Raw genomic sequence first — 16,991 nt, 5'->3', positions numbered from 1 at the left:
TTCAGGCGATGGCGAGGAAGTCGAGCCGTACTGCCTCGAAGCCGGTGGCGCCGTAGAGGATGCCTTGCGCCATGCGCACGGATGGCTTGGGCTTCAAGCGCCCGTGGTCAGCAACCGCGCTCATTCAGCATTGGAGAACCCCGCTGATGCCACACGGGATACGCGGGCGCCTGGTCGCTGGCCTGATCAAGCCGCGCGATCTGGTCAGGACTCAGTGCCCAACCGACGGCACCGAGGTTGTCGATGAGCTGCGCTTCGTCGCGAGCGCCGATGATCACGCTCGCAACGCTCGGCCGCTGCAGGAGCCAGTTGAGCGCGATCTGGGGAATGGTTTTTCCGGTTTCGGCGCTCACGATATCGAGCGCGTCGATGATGCGGAAGAGTCGTTCCTCGTCGTAATGCGGCCCGGTGCCGGCGATGTCATGCGCGCGCATACCGGGCTTGGCCGGCTGGCCGCGGCGGATGCGTCCGGTGAGTTTGCCCCAGCCGAGCGGGCTCCAGACGACGGCGCCGACGCCCTGATCGACGCCGAGCGGCATCAATTCCCATTCGTAGTCGCGGTTGAGCAGCGAGTAGTAGGCCTGGTGCGCGACGTAGCGCGGGTAGCCGTAACGGTCAGAGGTCGCCAGCGACTTCATCAGGTGCCATCCGGAAAAGTTCGAGCAGCCGATGTAACGGATCTTGCCGGCGCGGACGAGTTGGTCGAGCGTGGCGAGGGTTTCTTCCACGGGCGTGTTGTTGTCCTGCCCGTGCAGCTCAAAGAGATCGATGTAGTCGGTGCCGAGCCGCTGCAGAGCCTTGTCGACGGCGTCGATCAGGTGTTGGCGCGATGAGCCGAAGTCGTTTGCGCCGTCGCCTGTCGGGAAGGTCGCCTTGGTTGAAATCAGCAGGCGATTGCGCTTGCCCTTGATTGCCGCGCCAAGGATCTGCTCGGCCAGGCCGTCCGAATAGACGTCGGCGCTGTCGAACAGGTTGACGCCGTGATCGAGGCAAATGTCGACGAGACGCGATGCGCCGTTCGCGTCCGTACTCCCCCAGGCCTTGAAGAAGTCGCTACCCCCACCGAAGGTGCCCGTGCCGAAGCTGAGGGCGGGTACGCGCAGACCGGATCTTCCGAGACGCCGGTATTCCATGTCCATTTCTCCTGGGTTGGGTTCTCTGATTTCAGTCGCCGTGGCAGGCCATCAGCCCGCAAACGAGCCTTGTTTAAGCCTTGCCGGGTGGATGAGCGCGGCCGTCAGGAAGGTGAGTGCCAGCGTAGGCAAGGCCGCGCCCCACTGCGGCATCCAGTGGGCGAGCGCGTGGTAGGTGGCGATTCCGCCGACCCACATCGAGGCCGACGCCCAGTCGACCTTGCATTGCGCTGGCGCGAAGCTCGGTTGGCCCGTACCCAGGCGACCGAGGATGACGCCGAACAGCGGGACGAAGACCGAACTCAAGGTCAGCAGGAAGGGTTCGAGGCTGTGCATCGGCAGGACGAGCGCCAGCCCCGTGCTCAGCAGCGCGAGGCCCAGCCCCCACTGGCGGATGGAAACGGCCGGCTTGATGCTGTGCGCCGAGACTGCGCTCGAATAGACGTCGCCGTAGGCGTTGTCGATTTCATCAATGAGGATCAGGCTCAGCGCGATGAGCCCGCCTTGCGCCAGCAGCAGCGAGCTGACGAGGTTGGCATCCGGCTGGGCGACGCTGACGACCATCACGCCGAGCGCGTAACACCAGACGTTGGCGATCGCGTAACCGAGCCAGGTGCCGGTCAGCGCACCGCGTCCTGTGCGGCCGTGGCGCGCGTAGTCGGCAACGAGGGGCAACCAGGAGACGGGCATGGCGATCACCAAATCCATGGCCGAGAGCAGCCCCATGCTGCCGTCGCCGGAGCGCGCCCAGAAGGCGTCAAGCCCTTGGCTGCTGAGTTGTCCGCCGAACTGCCAGGTCAGCCACAGGAGCGAAGCGATCACCAGCGGCAGTCCGAAGCGACCGATGATCTTGCGCACGAGCCGGGTCATGGAACCGGCCAGCAGGAGCGTCAGCACCGAACCCCAGAGCAGCGTCGTGATGACCGTCCCGCCCGGGCCGTCGAGCGCCAGCCCCAACGATTGCTTGCCGATCGCCGCGGTGCCGTCGCGCATGACGACGAGTTCAAACGTCGTCCAGCCAATCAACTGCACGATGTTCAGGATCACCGGCAGGCGGGCGAAGTGACTGCCGAAGGTCGCGCCCATCAGGCCGGCGCTTGAGAGGCCGCTGTCGCAGCCGAGTTTGGCCGTCCACGCCAACAGCCCGGAGCCGACGATCGAGCCGAGCACGATGGCGATCATCGCGTCGCGTGTTCCAACCGACGGCACGAGGTAGGCGCCGATCTGGATGACCAGCAAGCCGACGCCCAGGCTGAACCAGAGCGAGGCATGTTCATGCCAATGAAAAACGCGATCGTGATCGGCAACCGGCGTCAGCGCCTTGTTGTTCGTGGAAGACATGTGTGCGGAAACCTTCCTGGAATTGATGAGCGGAACGAAACAGAGATCGGAGGCTACATTACTTGAGCGGAACGCTCAACTTACGGAGGTCACGCGCGAACGCGCGCGACGCCCTCCTCGCCGAAACGCTCAGCGCGCGTCGATCCCGAGAAAATCCATCACCGCCGCGATGAATACGAGCGGATGCGTCGGGCAACCGGGGATGTAGAGCGCGGGTTTGAAGGTTTCGAGGTAGCGGCGGTCGACCTCGGCGCAGTCGGCGAACACACCGCCCGAAATCGAGCAGGCGCCCATCGCGATCACCAGCTTCGGCTCGGGCATGGCGTCCCAGCAGATTTGCAGCGCTTCGACCATGTTGCGGCTGATCGGTCCCGTGAGCACCAGTCCGTCGGCGTGGCGCGGCGATGCGACCATATCGATGCCGTAACGGCCGAAGTCGAAGTTCACGTTACCGACGGCATTGAGCTCCATCTCGCAGCCGTTGCAGCCGCCGGCCGACACCGAGCGCAGCTTGAGCGAGCGGCCGAAGCGCTTGTGCATCGCCGCATTCGTCTTGATCGGATCGATCTCGGGATGCGCAGCGCTGACCGTCAAGCCTTCGCGCGTGGTCGATCCGAGTTTCACGTCGTTGCTGAAGGCGATCTTCTGCGCCGGGCAGACGGACTCGCAGTCGCCGCACAGCACGCAGCGGCCGAGGTCGATCTGCAGCGGGTCGAGCGTGATGGCACGGCTCGGACAGACGGCGGCGCAGGCGTCGCACTGGCTGGCGCAGTCGGCCGCCGCGATCACCGGCTTGCCGCGAAATCCGCCGGGCACGGCAGCGCGCAGGTCAGGAATGAACTGGGAGCCCTGGGCCTTGCGGACCGCTATCGATTTGGGGAAGTTGAACATCAGAGGTCGTTGCCGCAGTAGGAAAGATCGAAGCTCTTGTTGCAGATCGGAAAGTCGGAGATCCCGTTGTCGCGCACCGCCATCGCCAGCCCGAACCAGTTGGGCAGCGACGGGTCCTGCACCTTGTAGTGCAGCAGTTCGGCTTGCGCCGAGGTTTCCAGCACCTGCACCACCGGCCCGCGCACGCCCTCGATCAGCGAGACGCAGAGCGCATCGGGACGCAGCGTTGTCGTGAACGTAACGGGTTTGGCCCCCTCGCCGCTCAGGTCCAGCGTGTCGTCGTCGAGCACGCGGAACAGCCAGGCCAGCGACGCGTCGATCTCGCGCATGCGCACGACCATGCGCGCCCAGCAATCGCCGGTGGGTTCGGTGACCATTTCGAACGGCAGGCTTTCGTACAGACGCCCCGGAAACTGGATACGCGCGTCGAAGGCAATGCCACTCGCCCGTCCGGCCACGCCGAGCAGGCCGAGGTCAGACGCCGCCTGCGTACTGACCACGCCGGTGCCGCGGAATCGCGCCTTCACGCTCAACGCCGAACGCATCAGGTCGTTGATCCCGGCCAGGTCGCGGGCGAAGTCGGTGAGCGTCTGCCGCAGGTCCTCGCGCAGACCACCGCCCAGCCCCTTGGTCAGCCACGGCCGCAGCCAGCCGTGACCGAAGCGGTTGCCGGAAACGCGCTGGCTTGCGTTGATCACCGCCGTGCGCAGACGACCGTAGGTGCCGGTGCCTTGCAGGAAAGCGATGTCGGTGGCCAGACCGTTGAGCGTCGCCACATGGATCGCGATGCGTTCCATCTCCAGCGCGACGCCGCGCAGCACTTCGGTCTCAAAGCCTGGCGCAACGCCGGTCAACGACTCCAGAGCCGCGAGGTAGCCCCACGCATAGGCGATGCACGAGTCGCCGCAGATGGATTCGACGATGGGCGTCAGCGCCATCGGCGGCCGCTTGAGCAGCAGCTTCTCGACGCCGCGATGCTGGTAGCCGAGCTGGATCTCCAGGTGATGCACCTTCTCGCCGAGACACATGAAGCGGAAGTGGCCCGGTTCGATGACGCCGGCGTGGATCGGCCCGACGCCGACTTCATGCACCTCCTGCCCGCGCACCTGGAAGAACGGGTAGTCAGCCGTATGCTGCTGGCGCTCGCCCTCAAAGCGCACCGGCTTGAGCCAGGGATGGCCGTCCGGCTGTAGCCCGGTCTGCTCCCACAATTCACGCTCGTAGATGTGCGCGGCGGGATGGCGAACGGTCAGCGACGGATAGTGCTCGCCCGCTTCGGCACGCGCGCGCAGGAACGAGAGCGCGCCGGTCGCGGAAAGCAACACGGCGGTGACGACGACGTCCCTGCCCTCGTCAACGCGTCCGAACAGGGTAACGAGCCGCTCGCCGTCGTCGAGCCGCGCCGAACACAGCGCGGCAAATTCAGACAGCGAATACTCGGGCAGATCGCGCACATCGCGCATCAGGATCGGATTGGCGGCCGTCATCACACGCCCCCGATCGACACGGCCACCGCGCGCAGCAGCTGGCTGACGGGCTCGGGCGCATACGTCCCCAGCATGATGAGGATGCTGACGAAGCCGAGCTTGGGGATAATCGTCACCAGCGACTCGACCACCGGCGGCCCGGTGCGCGTCGGCGCGTCCCAGAGCATCGGGAAGATGACGCGGCCGGTCGACACGAAAATGATGGTCAACATGCCGCACATCACCGTAAACGCCATCAGGTTGCCGGCCTGAACGATGCCGGAGAGGATCAGCATCTCGGCGAGGAAGCTGGCAAACGGCGGGAAACCGAGCAAGGCGAAGATGCCGATGGTGAACAGCAGGCCGGTAAAGGGCATGACGCGGATGACGCCGTTGAGCGGCGCGACCTCGTTGGTGCCGTAAACCGCCCACATGCGGCCCGAGGTGAGGAAGAGCAGCGACTTAACGAACGCGTTGCTGACGATATAGAGCACGACGCCGTAGGCCGCCGCCCCACCCACCGACAGGCCGAGCGCGATGACGCCGGACGAGCTGACGCAGGCGTAGGCGACCAGGCGCTTGTAGTTGCGCACGGCCATGATCTGCACGGCGGCGACGATCAGCGAGAGGTAGCCCATGACCAGCAGCTCCTGCGCGACGAAGCCCATCTCGAATCCGTGGAACACCTGCAGCACGCGGAACACGGCGACGACGCTGATGTTGTACTGCACCGCCGCGAGCAGCGCGCTCGTGCTCGTCGGCGCGCGCTCGTAGGTTTCGGGCATCCAGCTGTACAGCGGCGCCAGTCCGAGCTTGCCGCCGAGGCCGAAGAGGACGAAAGCCAGGCCGAGCCGCTGCCAGCCGTCCTTCACCGTCGTCAGCGAAGCGCTCAGCTGGTCGACCTGGAAGTTGATCTCGATGCCGCGCAGATCAGCTGATTGCGAAAGGCACATGAAGCCGAGGAAGGTGATCGCCAGCGTCATCGCCGAATAGAGCATGTAGCGCCAGGCGGTCGTCTTCGGCGATGGCGAGTTGCCACGCGCGACGAGTGGCGCCGCGCACAGGGTGCTGAGTTCGATCAGCGCCCACATCAGGATCAGGTGATTGGAGAGGATGCCGACGTTCATCAGCACCATGAAGACGACGGTCATCGCCGCGCGAAAGCGGATGTCCTGGGCAAACAGCGTCGAGGTGCGCTCGCGCGAGAGCATGTAGACGCTGATGCCGAGAAACACGGTGTTGATCACCAGCACGAACAGCAGCGAGGTCGGGTCGAGTACCAGATAGCGCCGGGCAAAATAGAGCGGCAATTCGTCGAGCGAATGCGTGAGGAAGACGCCGACGGCAGCCAGCCAGAGCACGAGCGCGAAGGCGACGAGGCCGAGGGCGATGGCGCGCGTCGATCCCGCTCCGGCGTTGGCGGGCGAGGTGGGAAGCATGCCGCCGGAAACGGCGGCGCTGTCGATTACGCTCATGGGGTTTCTTTCGAAAGGTCGATTTCGCCACGCTCGGGCGATGGCTCGCCGGCGACCAGCCAACTGCCGACCCCGACCGTCAGCACGTAGACCGCGCTGATCGCCAGATGCACGGTCAGCGGCCACGGCTCGGGCATCAGCGTCTCGAACAGGGCGAGCGCGTTTTCCATGAACAGCACGGCGACGAGCTGCGCCTTCGGTTCGTGGTTGGTCGAGAGAATCAGGAAAGCGATGACCACGGTCGCCGCGACCACGCCGAGCGTCAGCGCACGCGCGTCGGCCCGCGCGCCGTCGCCGAACTTGAAGGCGAGGATGATCAGCATGACGGCGATGATCCAGGCAAAGAGATTGGACGGCATCAGGCTGATGCGTGCATTCGCCTGTTTTTTAAGCGCCCGGCGCAAGAGATAAGGAACCAGCGCGGCACGGATGATCAGCACTTCGAGTCCGACCAGGACGGCGTGGAGGGAAAGCGTTTCCGAATCGTTGATGGTGATCCAGGCGAGCGCCATGGCCTGCAGTGAAAGCCACGTCGGTGCGGAGGAAATCTTGCTGAAGAACACCGGGACGACGGTGGCGATCAGGCAGAAAATCAACGGTAGAGTCATCAGTTGCTCCATCCCAGACCGATCACGGCCATGCAGCCGAGGGCTGCAAGCGAGGCAATCGACAAATAGCGCGTCACCCAGCGCATCGGCAGACGCGCCGTCAGCGACTCGACGCAGCCGACGACCCCGCCGACACCGATCATCACGGCAAACGACGTCAGCACGGCGGCGACCGGCGACGTCAGCGGATCGAACGGATTGACGAGCGCGGCGATCAGGCCGGCGTACAGCGTCATCTTCAGCGCCGCGGCAAACTGCATGGCGGCGAGTTCCGGGCCGCTGTGGTCGAGGATCATCACCTCGTGGATCATCGTCAGCTCGAGGTGCGTCAGCGGATCGTCCACCGGCACGCGCGCCGCCTCCGCCTGCAGCAGGATGAGCAGGCAGACCACGAGCGGCGCGACGATGATCGCGTAGTACGGCGTGTGGTGCAGGTGACCGATGAGGTCGGCGAAACTCGTCATCCCGGTCGCCGCGCCGGCGGTGCCGATGAGCAGGAAGAGCGCCGGCTCGGCGTAGGTCGAAAAGGCCGCCTCGCGCGCCGCGCCCATGCCCTCGAACGAGCTGCCGACATCCATCGCCGAGAGCATTAGTACGATGCGCGCCAGCCCCATCGCGTAGGCCACGACGATGAAGTCGTGCGAAAACTGCAAGGGCGCGAACTGCCCGAGCATCGGCGCCATGGCCGCGGCGAACACGCCGGCGATCAGCACGATCCAGGCGCCGGCGCGGAACAGCGCGGTCGCCGTCGTACTCTCGACCGGCCGCTTGCCGAGCAGGCGCCGCAGGTCGAAGGCGAACTGGATGATGCGCGGCCCCTTGCGCGCCGCCCACCACGACTTGGTCCGATTGACGACGCCAACGAGCAGGATCGGCATCGCGAGTACGAAGACCCAGTGGATCAGGGACAACGCGATCTTCATTGCAGCGCTCCTTCAGCGAGCAGAACCAGCACAGCGATGATCACAACCCCCGCGAGCCCGAAGGCGAAGGCTAGCCTTGGATCATCTTCACGCATCTTTTCGGAGAGTTCGGCGGCAGTATCGACGCCGTGATCGATCACGTTGTACAGGCGGCGCTCGACGGCATCGACGCAGTCCGTGACGACGTAGCTCTCGCTCGGAAAGTAACCGGCCGGCGCCTTCTGCCGCTTGACCAGCACCATGACGTTGCGGAAAGCCTGAGAAAAATCGGTCGAAAAACTGGCGCCCGAGTACTGCATGCGCGTGTTCGGCGCATCGTAGCCGCAGCCCCAGGTCGCGTTCCGATCCGGCCTCTGCGGCGAAAGCCGCGCACGCAGCCAGAGCGCGGCAATGACCACCGCCGCCAGCGCGCCCGAAATCCAGCCGATGCGCGAGAGATTGCCAGCAACGGCGTGCAGGACTTCTGCGCCGTCGGCCGGCATGAACAAGGCCACTGGCGCGGCGACCAGCGCCAGGCCGGCGATCGGCAACACGCCGAGCAGCACCGTTCCGAGCGCGTGCACCCCCATCGGCACCAGCATCCAGCGGCTGGCCTCGCGCGCTTCCGGCAGGCTGTCGTCGCGTGCAGCGCCGAGGAAGATCACGCCGAACGCGCGCGTGATGCTCAGCGCCGAAACCGCGCCGACGAAGGCCAGCGCCGCTCCGACAACGGCGAGCGCCAGCTTCGCCCAGATGCGCATCGTCTCGCTGGTAAACAGCCCGGAGTAGATCACGAATTCGCTGGCGAAGCCGTTGAACGGCGGCAACGCCGAGATCGCCACGCCGCCGACGATGAAGCAGACGGCAGTCACCGGCATCAGTTTGAACAGGCCGCCAAGCCGCTCGATGTCGACCACGTGCTTCACCTGGTAGACGCAACCCGCCGCGTAGAACAGCTGGCACTTGAAGAACGCGTGGTTGAGCACATGCAGCAGGCCGCCGCCGAAACCGAGCACGGTCAGCGTCGTATTGCTCCAGGCCAGGCCGAGGCAGCCGACGCCGAACCCGATGCCGGCGATCCCCACGTTCTCGGTCGACGAATAGCCGAGCAGGCGCTTGAGGTCGCGCTGGCCGACGGTATACAGGCCGCCGATCAGCGCAGAGGTCACCGAGAAGGCGATCAGGAACCAGCCCATCCACTCGTCCGGCTTGCCGATGAGCAGGACGAAACGCAGCAGCGCGTACAGGCCCGCCTTGTGGATCACGCCCGACATCAGCGCCGAGACGTGCGCCGGCGCCGCGGCGTGCGCGCGAGGCAGCCAGGAATGGAACGGGTAGAACGCCGACTTCAGGCCGAAGCTCGTCACCAGCAGCAGGAAAACCACGTTGCGCAATGTTCCCGGATGGCCGCTCATCCAGCGCCCGATGTCGGCAAACGCCCACGACTGACCGTGCGTGTACAGGATCATCACCGCCGCCAGCAGGAAGAGCAGGCCGACGTGCGTCGATACGAGGTAATTGAATCCGGCGAAGCGCACCTTCTGGTTGGTGTAGTCCCAGATCACCAGCTGCCACGCCACCAGCGCCGCCACTTCCCAGCCGAAGAGGAAGGAGACGACTTCGTCTCCGCTGTATACGAGCAGGAACGACAGGGCGACCATGTTGAGCAGCGCGAAATGCACGCCGACGTGGCGCGGCCCCGAAAAATACTTCTGCAGGTAACCGACGGCATACACGCTGCCGAGCAGCGTCATCGGCAGGGACCAGCAGAGGAAGAAGGCGCCCAGCGCGTCGAGCCGGAAATGGAGTGCGCCAATCGGGTACGCCCAGGCCACGCCGCCGCTGACCACCGGTCCGCCCATCAACACGGGAATCGCCACCGACCAGGCGAGCAACATGGCGACGGCTTGCGATGCGAGGCCGAACGCGGCACGTACACGGTTGCTCGTATTGAGCAAACAGAGTCCGGCACCGATGATCAAGGTCAGGACGGCGAGAATGAGTTGATTCATGATCTGCGATCGTTCGGCTGGCGGAAGAATTCGTGGGCGGATGCGTGGGATGGGTGGCGAATCACGTCGGGGCTCTGCTCAATGCGCCTTCATCACGCGATCAAGATACCCGAGCTTCCGGCTGCGCTCGAACATCTTGGCGAAGCGCGGGAAGTCGATCGGGTGGCGGTGACCGAGCGCCCTCGCCTTCTTCGCGACCCAGTGCCAGTTCGGTTCGAAGGACGCATTATTGAACGCCATCGCAACGTGGTTGCCGTCGTCGCCGATCTGCACGACCAGCACGTTGTCGGCAAACGCCTCGCGCAAGGCGCCGAGATGCCTGACGCGCTGGGAGCGTGCACCGGCGAGGTTGGCGACAAGCACGCCTTTCGGCGACAGCGCCGCCCGCGCCTGACAGTAGAACTCGCGGCTGTCGATCGACGCCGAGAAGCCGTACCGGTCGAAAGTGTCGAGCATGATCACGTCGTATTGCGCCGTGCGGCGTTCGATGTAACGCGCCGCGTCGTCGTGAATGACGCGAAAACGGGCGTCGTTCGCCGGAATGAAGAACTGCTCGCGGAAGCCGATCACGTAGGGATCGATCTCGACGACGTCGATCCGGCTCTGCGGCAGCTTCGCGTAGCAGTACTTGGCGAGCGACCCGCCGCCGAGACCGAGCATCAGGATGCTTTGCGTCTGCCGCTGGAAGAGCAGGAAGCTCATCATCTTGCGCGTGTAGGCGAACTCCAGCGCGATCGGGTCGCGCGTGCGCATGCTGCTTTGCACGTAGCGGAGCGAGAAGTAGAGCGAGCGCGTGAGTCCGTTGTCGAACACGAACGGCCGGTCGTACTCCTCCTGCAGCAGCTTGCGCTGTAACACCTCCTGCGACATGCCGCGCTCTTCGAGCAGGCGAACGACGCCGTTTTCGCAGGAAAACGGGCTCGGCAACTCGATGATCGGGAACGCGGGGCGACAGGACATACAAGGCAAGAGCGGACTCGACCAATCGAGTCGAGATGAATTCGAGCCGCAGATTATAACGAGGCGCGATATTTATACAAATACAAAGTGACTTTAATTACAATATTATTATCATCCAAGACAAACAAAAGGCCGATCATGGAAAATCGCACCGCTCGACTGACCATCCTGATTGATCCGAGAAAGAAGAAGCTCTTCGAGGAAATCTGCGCGCGGCAGGATCTGAATTCGTCGCAGGTCGTACGCAAGCTGATGCGCCAGTACATCCTCGACAACCTCGGCGATGACGAAGTCCCTGTCTGGCTGGTACCGCACGCCAAGGGCGAGGAAACGAAGAAATGAGCCGCTCGAAAACAGGGAAATAGTTACGGCTGTCACAATCTGATACAGAACGGAATCAAAGACGCACAGTGCTGCAAGGTCCTTTTCGCTAAAATTGTTTCATCTGACGGAAACATTTTTCACATTGCAAAAGGAAGTAACATGCTTAGCTTCATCCTGGTTCTTGCCTGCGTCTCCATCCCCTACGTTCTCGACCTCTACTTCAACGCCCCGATGAATGTCGAAAATGAAGAGGAATGCTACGACGGCCGGTAAGCATACCGCCCGCCCGGCGTAGTACGCCGGAGCAACCAAGACATTCAAAGCAGCCTGCGTCGCCGGAGCCTCAGCTCCCAGCCGCAGGCTTCTTTTTTGCGGTCATCACCGCGTTGATGACCCGTGTCTCCCGTACCCGCGGCGCCTCTAGGGCAAGTCGATTCCTTTATACTCTCGCCTTCGTCGCCGCACCGAGGCATCGGTCGCGGCAAAACAAGTCATTCAACGCAGCATAAGGTCAGTCGGCATCGTGTTTTCGTAGCGCGCGTCGTCCGGAACGATCCGGTTCGAAAGAGCGCGTGCAACGACGAGCGCTGACCTTTGTCGTTCAAGGCCCGCGACATGAGCTACACCGCCGAATCCATTTCCGTCCTGAAGGGACTGGAACCCGTCCGCCACCGTCCGGGCATGTACACGCGCACGGACCACCCGCTGCACATCATCCAGGAAGCCATCGACAACGCCGCCGACGAGGCGCTCGGCGGCTACTGCAAGCGCATCGCCGTCACGCTGCACAGCGACGGTTCGGTGAGCGTGCAGGACGACGGTCGCGGCATCCCGGTGGAAATCCACCCGGTCGAGGGCGTGCCGACGGTCGAAGTGGTATTCACCCAGCTGCACGCCGGCGGCAAGTTCAACAAGGGCGACGGCACTTCGGCGTACCGCTTCTCGGGTGGCCTGCACGGCGTCGGCGTCTCGGTGACCAACGCCTTGTCGACGCGGCTGGAGGTCGAAGTCACACGCGACGGCGGCCGGCACCAGTTGGCATTCTCTGCCGGCGCGGTCATCGAACCGCTGCAGCGCATCGGCGACGCGCCCAAGCGCGCTAGCGGTACGCGCGTCCGCGCCTGGCCCGATGCGCAATTCTTCGATTCCCCGACGATCCCGCTGGCTGAACTCGAACGTCTGCTGCGCAGCAAGGCCGTTCTGCTGCCGGGGCTCGACATCTCGCTCGTCATCGAAGGCGGCGAGACGAAGTCCTGGCGCTTCGAGAACGGCATGCAGCAATACCTCGCCGAACAGCTCGACGGCGACTTGGCTGCGCCGATCTTCACCGGCGAGAAATACGCCGCCGCCGGCGACGAGAACTTCCCGGTCGGCTCCGGCGCCGCCTGGGCGCTGTGCTGGAGCGCCGAAGGCAATCTGGCGCGCGAATCCTACGTCAACCTGATCCCGACGCCGGCCGGCGGCACGCACGAAACCGGGCTGCGCCAGGCCGCCTTCGACGCGATCAAGAGCTTCGCCGAACACCACGCGCTGCTGCCCAAGGGCATCAAGCTCGCCGCCGACGACGTCTTCTCGCGCGTCAGCTTCGTCCTCGCCGCCCGCGTCCTCGACCCCTCGTTCCAGGGGCAGACCAAGGAGCGCCTGAACTCGCGCGACGCCGTCGCGCTCGTTTCGCGCATGCTGCGCGACCCGCTCGAACTGTGGCTCAACGAACATCCGGACGACGCCAAGAAGATCACCGAACTGGCGATCAAGGCCGCACAGGCTCGCTCGCGCGCCGGGCAAAAGGTCGAGAAGAGGAAACAGTCGGGCGTCGCCATCCTGCCCGGCAAGCTCTCGGACTGCCAGAGCGAGGACTTGAACCGCAACGAGCTCTTTCTTGTCGAGGGCGACTCGGCCGGCGGCTCGGCCAAGTCCGGCCGCGACAAGGAGGTGCAAGCGATCCTGCCCTTGCGCGGCAAGGTGCTCAATACGTGGGAAATCGAACCCGGCAGCCTGTTCGCCAATCGCGAGGTACACGATATCGCCGTCGCGCTCGGCATCGACCCGCACCGGCCCGACGCGCCGGATACGGTGCTCGACAACCTGCGCTACGGCAAGCTGGTGATCATGACCGACGCCGACGTCGACGGTAGCCACATCCGGGTTTTGTTGTGCACGCTGTTCTACCGCCACTTCCCGAAGCTGATCGAACACGGCCACCTGTACTTCGCCCAGCCGCCGCTGTACCGCCTCGATGTTCCGGCGCAAGGCAAGAAGCGCCCGCCGCGCAAGCTCTACGCGCTCGACAACGAGGAGCGCGAGGCGCTGCTCGACCGCCTGCGGCTGGAAGGCGTCAAGCCCGAGTCGGTCGATATTTCCCGCTTCAAGGGCCTCGGCGAAATGAACCCCGAGCAACTCTGGGAGACCACCATGTCGCCCGACACCCGCCGCCTGATGCGCGTGCGCCTGCCGCAGGAGACGGAAGCAAAACCCGTCATGAACATGCTGATGGCCAAGAACGAATCATCGGGCCGGCGGGCGTGGATGGAGGCCAACGGGGCGCTGGTCGGCGCGGAGCTCTGAAAGCCGGCCCATGCGCATCCTCGAATACGTCGGCCTTGACACCTCACGTGTCGCCAAAACCTACCGCAAGGTGATCGAGGCGATCGCCGCCGACGACTTCCGCGCGGCGCAGGTCAAGAAGCTCGCCAATCTCGGCCACGGCAAGTTCTACCGCGCGCGGCTCGACGACGCCAACCGCCTGCTGTTTTCCCTGATCCGCCATCAGGACGAGGTCTGCGCGCTGATCCTCGAAGTCATCGCCAACCACGACTACGACAAGTCGCGCTTCCTGCGTGGCGCGGTGATCGACGAGACGAAGATCCCCGATTGCGACGCCACCGAAGCCGTGAAGGAGGCGCAGCCGCTACGCTACCTCCACCCCGAGCACGGCAAGGTGCATCTGCTCGACAAGCCGATTTCCTTCGACGATGCACAGGAAGCCATCTACCGCCAGCCCGCCCCGCTGATCGTCGTCGGCGGCGCCGGCAGCGGCAAGACCGCGCTGACGCTGGAGAAGCTCAAGCACGCCGAGGGCGAAACGCTCTACGTCACGCACTCGGCCTACCTCGCGCAAAGCGCGCGTGACCTCTACTACGCCAACGGCTTCGAGCATCCGGGGCAGGAAGCGACCTTCCTCTCCTACCGCGAATTCGTCGAAACGCTGCATGTACCCGCCGGACGCGAAGTGCAGTGGCGCGACTTCGCCGGCTGGTTCGCGCGCCTGAAGCAAACGTTCCGCGACCTCGACGCCCACCAGTCCTACGAGGAAATCCGCGGCGTGATTGCCGCCGGCGCCGACGGTATCCTCACGCGCGACGCCTACCGCGAACTCGGCATCCGCCAGTCAATCTTCCCGACCGAACGGCGCGACGCGCTCTATGACCTGTTCGAGAAATACCGCGCCTGGCTCGCCGAAGCGAAACTGTACGACCTCAATTTGATCGCCCAGGACTGGCTGCCGCGCGCCCAGCCGCGCTACGACTTCGTGCTCATCGACGAAATCCAGGACATCACGTCGGTGCAGCTCGCGCTCGTGCTGCGCACGCTGAAAAAGCCCGGCCACTTCCTGCTCTGCGGCGACTCCAACCAGATCGTCCATCCCAACTTCTTCTCCTGGTCGCAGGTCAAACAACTCTTCTGGAAAGACGCGGCGCTGGCCGAGCGGCAGGAATTGCGCGTGCTCGCCGCCAACTTCCGCAACGGGTTGGAGGCCACGCGCGTCGCCAACCAGCTGCTCAAGATCAAACAGCGCCGTTTCGGCTCGATCGACCGCGAAAGCAACTTCCTGGTGCGCGCCGTCGGCGGCGAACCGGGCGCCGTCAATCTCGTGCAGGACAAGGACGCGATCAAGAAGGAGCTCGACCAGCAGATCCGCAAGTCGACGCAATTCGCCGTGCTCGTCATGCGCGACGAGGACAAGGCCGAAGCGCGCAAGCATTTCTCCACGCCGCTGCTCTTCTCGATCCACGAAGCCAAGGGGCTGGAGTACGAGAACATCGTGCTCTACCGCTTCGTCTCCGACCACCGCGCCGAATTCGGCGAAATCGTCGACGGCGTCGACAAGGCCGACCTCGCCGTCGAGGAACTCGACTACTGCCGCGCCAGAGACAAGAGCGATAAATCGCTCGAAGTCTACAAGTTCTACGTCAACGCCCTCTACGTCGCCCTCACCCGCGCCATCCGCAACCTCTACGTCATCGAGTCCGACACGCAGCACCCGCTGTTCGGCCTGCTCGACCTCGCGGTCGCCGGACAGGTCAAGGTCGAAGCCCGACAAGCGACGCCCGAAGACTGGCAGAAGGAAGCGCGCAAGCTCGAACTGCAGGGCAAGCAGGAACAGGCCGACGCCATCCGCAACAACGTGCTCAAGCAAACGCCCGTGCCGTGGCCGGTCTTCGACGAAGCACGCACCACCGAACTGCTGCGCAAGGTCTTCCTCGAACAGGCGCCCGGCGGCAAGCTCAAGCAACAACTGTTCGAGATCGCCACCTATCACGACCTGCCGACGCTCGCCGACGACCTCGCCAACGAAGCCCGTTTCGACACCGCGCGCGGCTTCAGGACGCAGCGCCCGACGCTCTCGCGCAAGAGCTTCGTTACCTACTTCGCCCGCAACTTCAAGGACATCCTCCGCCAGTGTGACCAGCACGGCGTCGACCATCGCCTGCCGATGAACCAGACGCCGCTGATCGCCGCGGCCAGCGCCGGCAACGTCCCGCTCGTCGAAGCCCTGATCGAGCGCGGCGCCGACCGCGAGGCGGCCGACCATTTCGGCGCCAACGCCCTGCACTGGGCCATGCGCGAAGCCTTCCGCGACGCGAAATTCGCACGCGGCCCGTTCGCCGCGCTGTATGAATTGCTCGCGCCGGCCAGCGTCGACGTCAACACCGGCGAGCGCCTCGTGCGCATCGACAGGCACCTCTCGGAATACTGCCTCTTCCAGACCTTCTGGGCACTGTTCGCCACGCGCCTCACCCAGCAGCAGCGCCGCCCCAACGCCGCGTTCGAGGCCGACAACATCCTCACGGCCTGGGAACACCTGCCCGCCAACGTCGTCCCGCCCAACCGCAACAAGCGGCAGCATCTCTCCGGCGTGCTGGCGCGCAACGAAATCGAACGCGACTACGCCTACAACCGCGCGCTGTTCCAGCGCGTCGCGCAGGGCTGGTACCAATTCAACCCACAGCTATCCGTCCGGCGCCGCACGGGCGGCGAAGAAAACTGGCTGCCCATCTTCCAGGCGCTGAACCTGCCCTTCCTCAACGAATTCGCCGGCGACGGGCTCGGCCCGCGCATCGACGCCTATCTGGACGCGGCCGGCCTGCCGGAACGAACCACGCCGATCGCGGCGGAACGCGCGCTGGCAGAACTGCAGAAAAAAAAGCTTCGCCGGGAACAAAAGGCAAAAGAACTCCAGGAGAAAATGGCCGCCCGGAAAGCCCAACCGCCGGCTTGGGGAACGCCCGCCGCTCGACAGGCTGAAATCGAGCGGATACGGCGCGAGATCGAGAGCAAGCGGAAGAAATAGGGAAGAGCTGATTTATCCTGAAAAACTCAGTTCTTCACCGCAAAGGCGCAAAGATCGCAAAGAAAATCAAAGCGCTACGCGAACAGCACCTATCTTTCATCCCGACCCACAGCGCGGAAATGGCGCTGGAACGGTGCGCAACGTCGGGCGTTGCACACCCTACGGCAGCTGGTGATTGATGAGCAATTGGTGGGTGTGGGCTTGCGGCTGTAAATCCAACTTCCGAGCTTATTGCGAATCCTGATAGTGACCGACATCTCATCTCCCGTTCGTGGTGAGCCTGTCGAACCATGAACCTAAAAACCTC

13 protein-coding genes are annotated in these 16,991 nt (G+C 64.4%); 3 read left to right on the top strand and 10 right to left on the bottom strand.

All coding sequences use genetic code 11. The features are described from left to right. Position 1: 1 nt before the first annotated feature. The 10 genes from KBA32_RS12420 to KBA32_RS12375 all read right to left on the bottom strand — a co-directional run bounded on the left by KBA32_RS12420 (position 2) and on the right by KBA32_RS12375 (position 10,788). On the bottom strand, positions 2 to 124 hold the full coding sequence (locus tag KBA32_RS12420) for a hypothetical protein (protein WP_294359359.1): 123 nt from the start codon (positions 122 to 124) through the stop codon (positions 2 to 4). Continuing rightward, on the bottom strand, positions 108 to 1,133 hold the full coding sequence (locus KBA32_RS12415) for an aldo/keto reductase (RefSeq protein WP_294359358.1): 1,026 nt from the start codon (positions 1,131 to 1,133) through the stop codon (positions 108 to 110). Before KBA32_RS12415 ends, KBA32_RS12420 begins: the two co-directional genes overlap by 17 nt. Positions 1,134 to 1,184: 51 nt before the next feature. Then, positions 1,185 to 2,474 carry a cytosine permease gene (locus KBA32_RS12410; protein WP_294359356.1) on the bottom strand — a complete coding sequence of 430 codons (1,290 nt, stop codon included), beginning with the start codon at positions 2,472 to 2,474 and terminating at the stop codon, positions 1,185 to 1,187. A gap of 129 nt (positions 2,475 to 2,603) precedes the next feature. Beyond that, on the bottom strand, positions 2,604 to 3,365 hold the full coding sequence (locus KBA32_RS12405; RefSeq protein WP_294359353.1) for a 4Fe-4S dicluster domain-containing protein: 762 nt from the start codon (positions 3,363 to 3,365) through the stop codon (positions 2,604 to 2,606). Continuing rightward, positions 3,365 to 4,852: an NADH-quinone oxidoreductase subunit C gene (locus KBA32_RS12400; RefSeq protein WP_294359352.1), complete on the bottom strand. Its 1,488-nt coding sequence runs from the start codon at positions 4,850 to 4,852 to the stop codon at positions 3,365 to 3,367. Before KBA32_RS12400 ends, KBA32_RS12405 begins: the two co-directional genes overlap by 1 nt. Beyond that, the gene (locus KBA32_RS12395; protein ID WP_294359349.1) at positions 4,852 to 6,306 is read right to left on the bottom strand and encodes a proton-conducting transporter membrane subunit; all 1,455 of its coding nucleotides are present in this window, start codon (positions 6,304 to 6,306) and stop codon (positions 4,852 to 4,854) included. Before KBA32_RS12395 ends, KBA32_RS12400 begins: the two co-directional genes overlap by 1 nt. Beyond that, positions 6,303 to 6,914 carry a hypothetical protein gene (locus KBA32_RS12390; RefSeq protein ID WP_294359347.1) on the bottom strand — a complete coding sequence of 204 codons (612 nt, stop codon included), beginning with the start codon at positions 6,912 to 6,914 and terminating at the stop codon, positions 6,303 to 6,305. Before KBA32_RS12390 ends, KBA32_RS12395 begins: the two co-directional genes overlap by 4 nt. After that, on the bottom strand, positions 6,914 to 7,837 hold the full coding sequence (locus KBA32_RS12385; protein ID WP_294359346.1) for an NADH-quinone oxidoreductase subunit H: 924 nt from the start codon (positions 7,835 to 7,837) through the stop codon (positions 6,914 to 6,916). The genes KBA32_RS12390 and KBA32_RS12385 overlap by 1 nt, the downstream gene beginning before the upstream one ends. Continuing rightward, positions 7,834 to 9,828 (bottom strand): proton-conducting transporter membrane subunit, encoded by a 1,995-nt coding sequence (locus KBA32_RS12380; protein ID WP_294359345.1) that lies wholly within the window; start codon positions 9,826 to 9,828, stop codon positions 7,834 to 7,836. The genes KBA32_RS12385 and KBA32_RS12380 overlap by 4 nt, the downstream gene beginning before the upstream one ends. A 78-nt stretch (positions 9,829 to 9,906) precedes the next feature. Beyond that, positions 9,907 to 10,788, bottom strand: a complete 882-nt coding sequence (locus KBA32_RS12375) for a fused MFS/spermidine synthase (protein ID WP_294359343.1) — start codon at positions 10,786 to 10,788, stop codon at positions 9,907 to 9,909. A gap of 138 nt (positions 10,789 to 10,926) precedes the next feature. On the opposite strand from KBA32_RS12375, the gene KBA32_RS12370 reads away from it, so the two are divergent. From KBA32_RS12370 to KBA32_RS12360, 3 genes are all read left to right on the top strand, one after another. Beyond that, a complete protein-coding gene (locus KBA32_RS12370) occupies positions 10,927 to 11,130 on the top strand; it encodes a CopG family transcriptional regulator (RefSeq protein WP_294359341.1) in 204 nt (67 codons plus the stop codon). A gap of 597 nt (positions 11,131 to 11,727) precedes the next feature. Continuing rightward, positions 11,728 to 13,677 carry a DNA topoisomerase IV subunit B gene (gene parE / locus KBA32_RS12365; RefSeq protein WP_294359340.1) on the top strand — a complete coding sequence of 650 codons (1,950 nt, stop codon included), beginning with the start codon at positions 11,728 to 11,730 and terminating at the stop codon, positions 13,675 to 13,677. A 10-nt stretch (positions 13,678 to 13,687) separates the two neighbouring features. Further along, on the top strand, positions 13,688 to 16,684 hold the full coding sequence (locus KBA32_RS12360; protein WP_294359338.1) for a UvrD-helicase domain-containing protein: 2,997 nt from the start codon (positions 13,688 to 13,690) through the stop codon (positions 16,682 to 16,684). Positions 16,685 to 16,991: the final 307 nt, after the last annotated feature.

Origin of the sequence: Propionivibrio sp. (assembly GCF_017995515.1) — a bacterium.
Classification (GTDB): domain Bacteria; phylum Pseudomonadota; class Gammaproteobacteria; order Burkholderiales; family Rhodocyclaceae; genus Propionivibrio.
The sequence above is the reverse complement of the archived record's forward strand: the minus strand, read 5'-3'. Positions and strand labels throughout refer to the sequence as shown.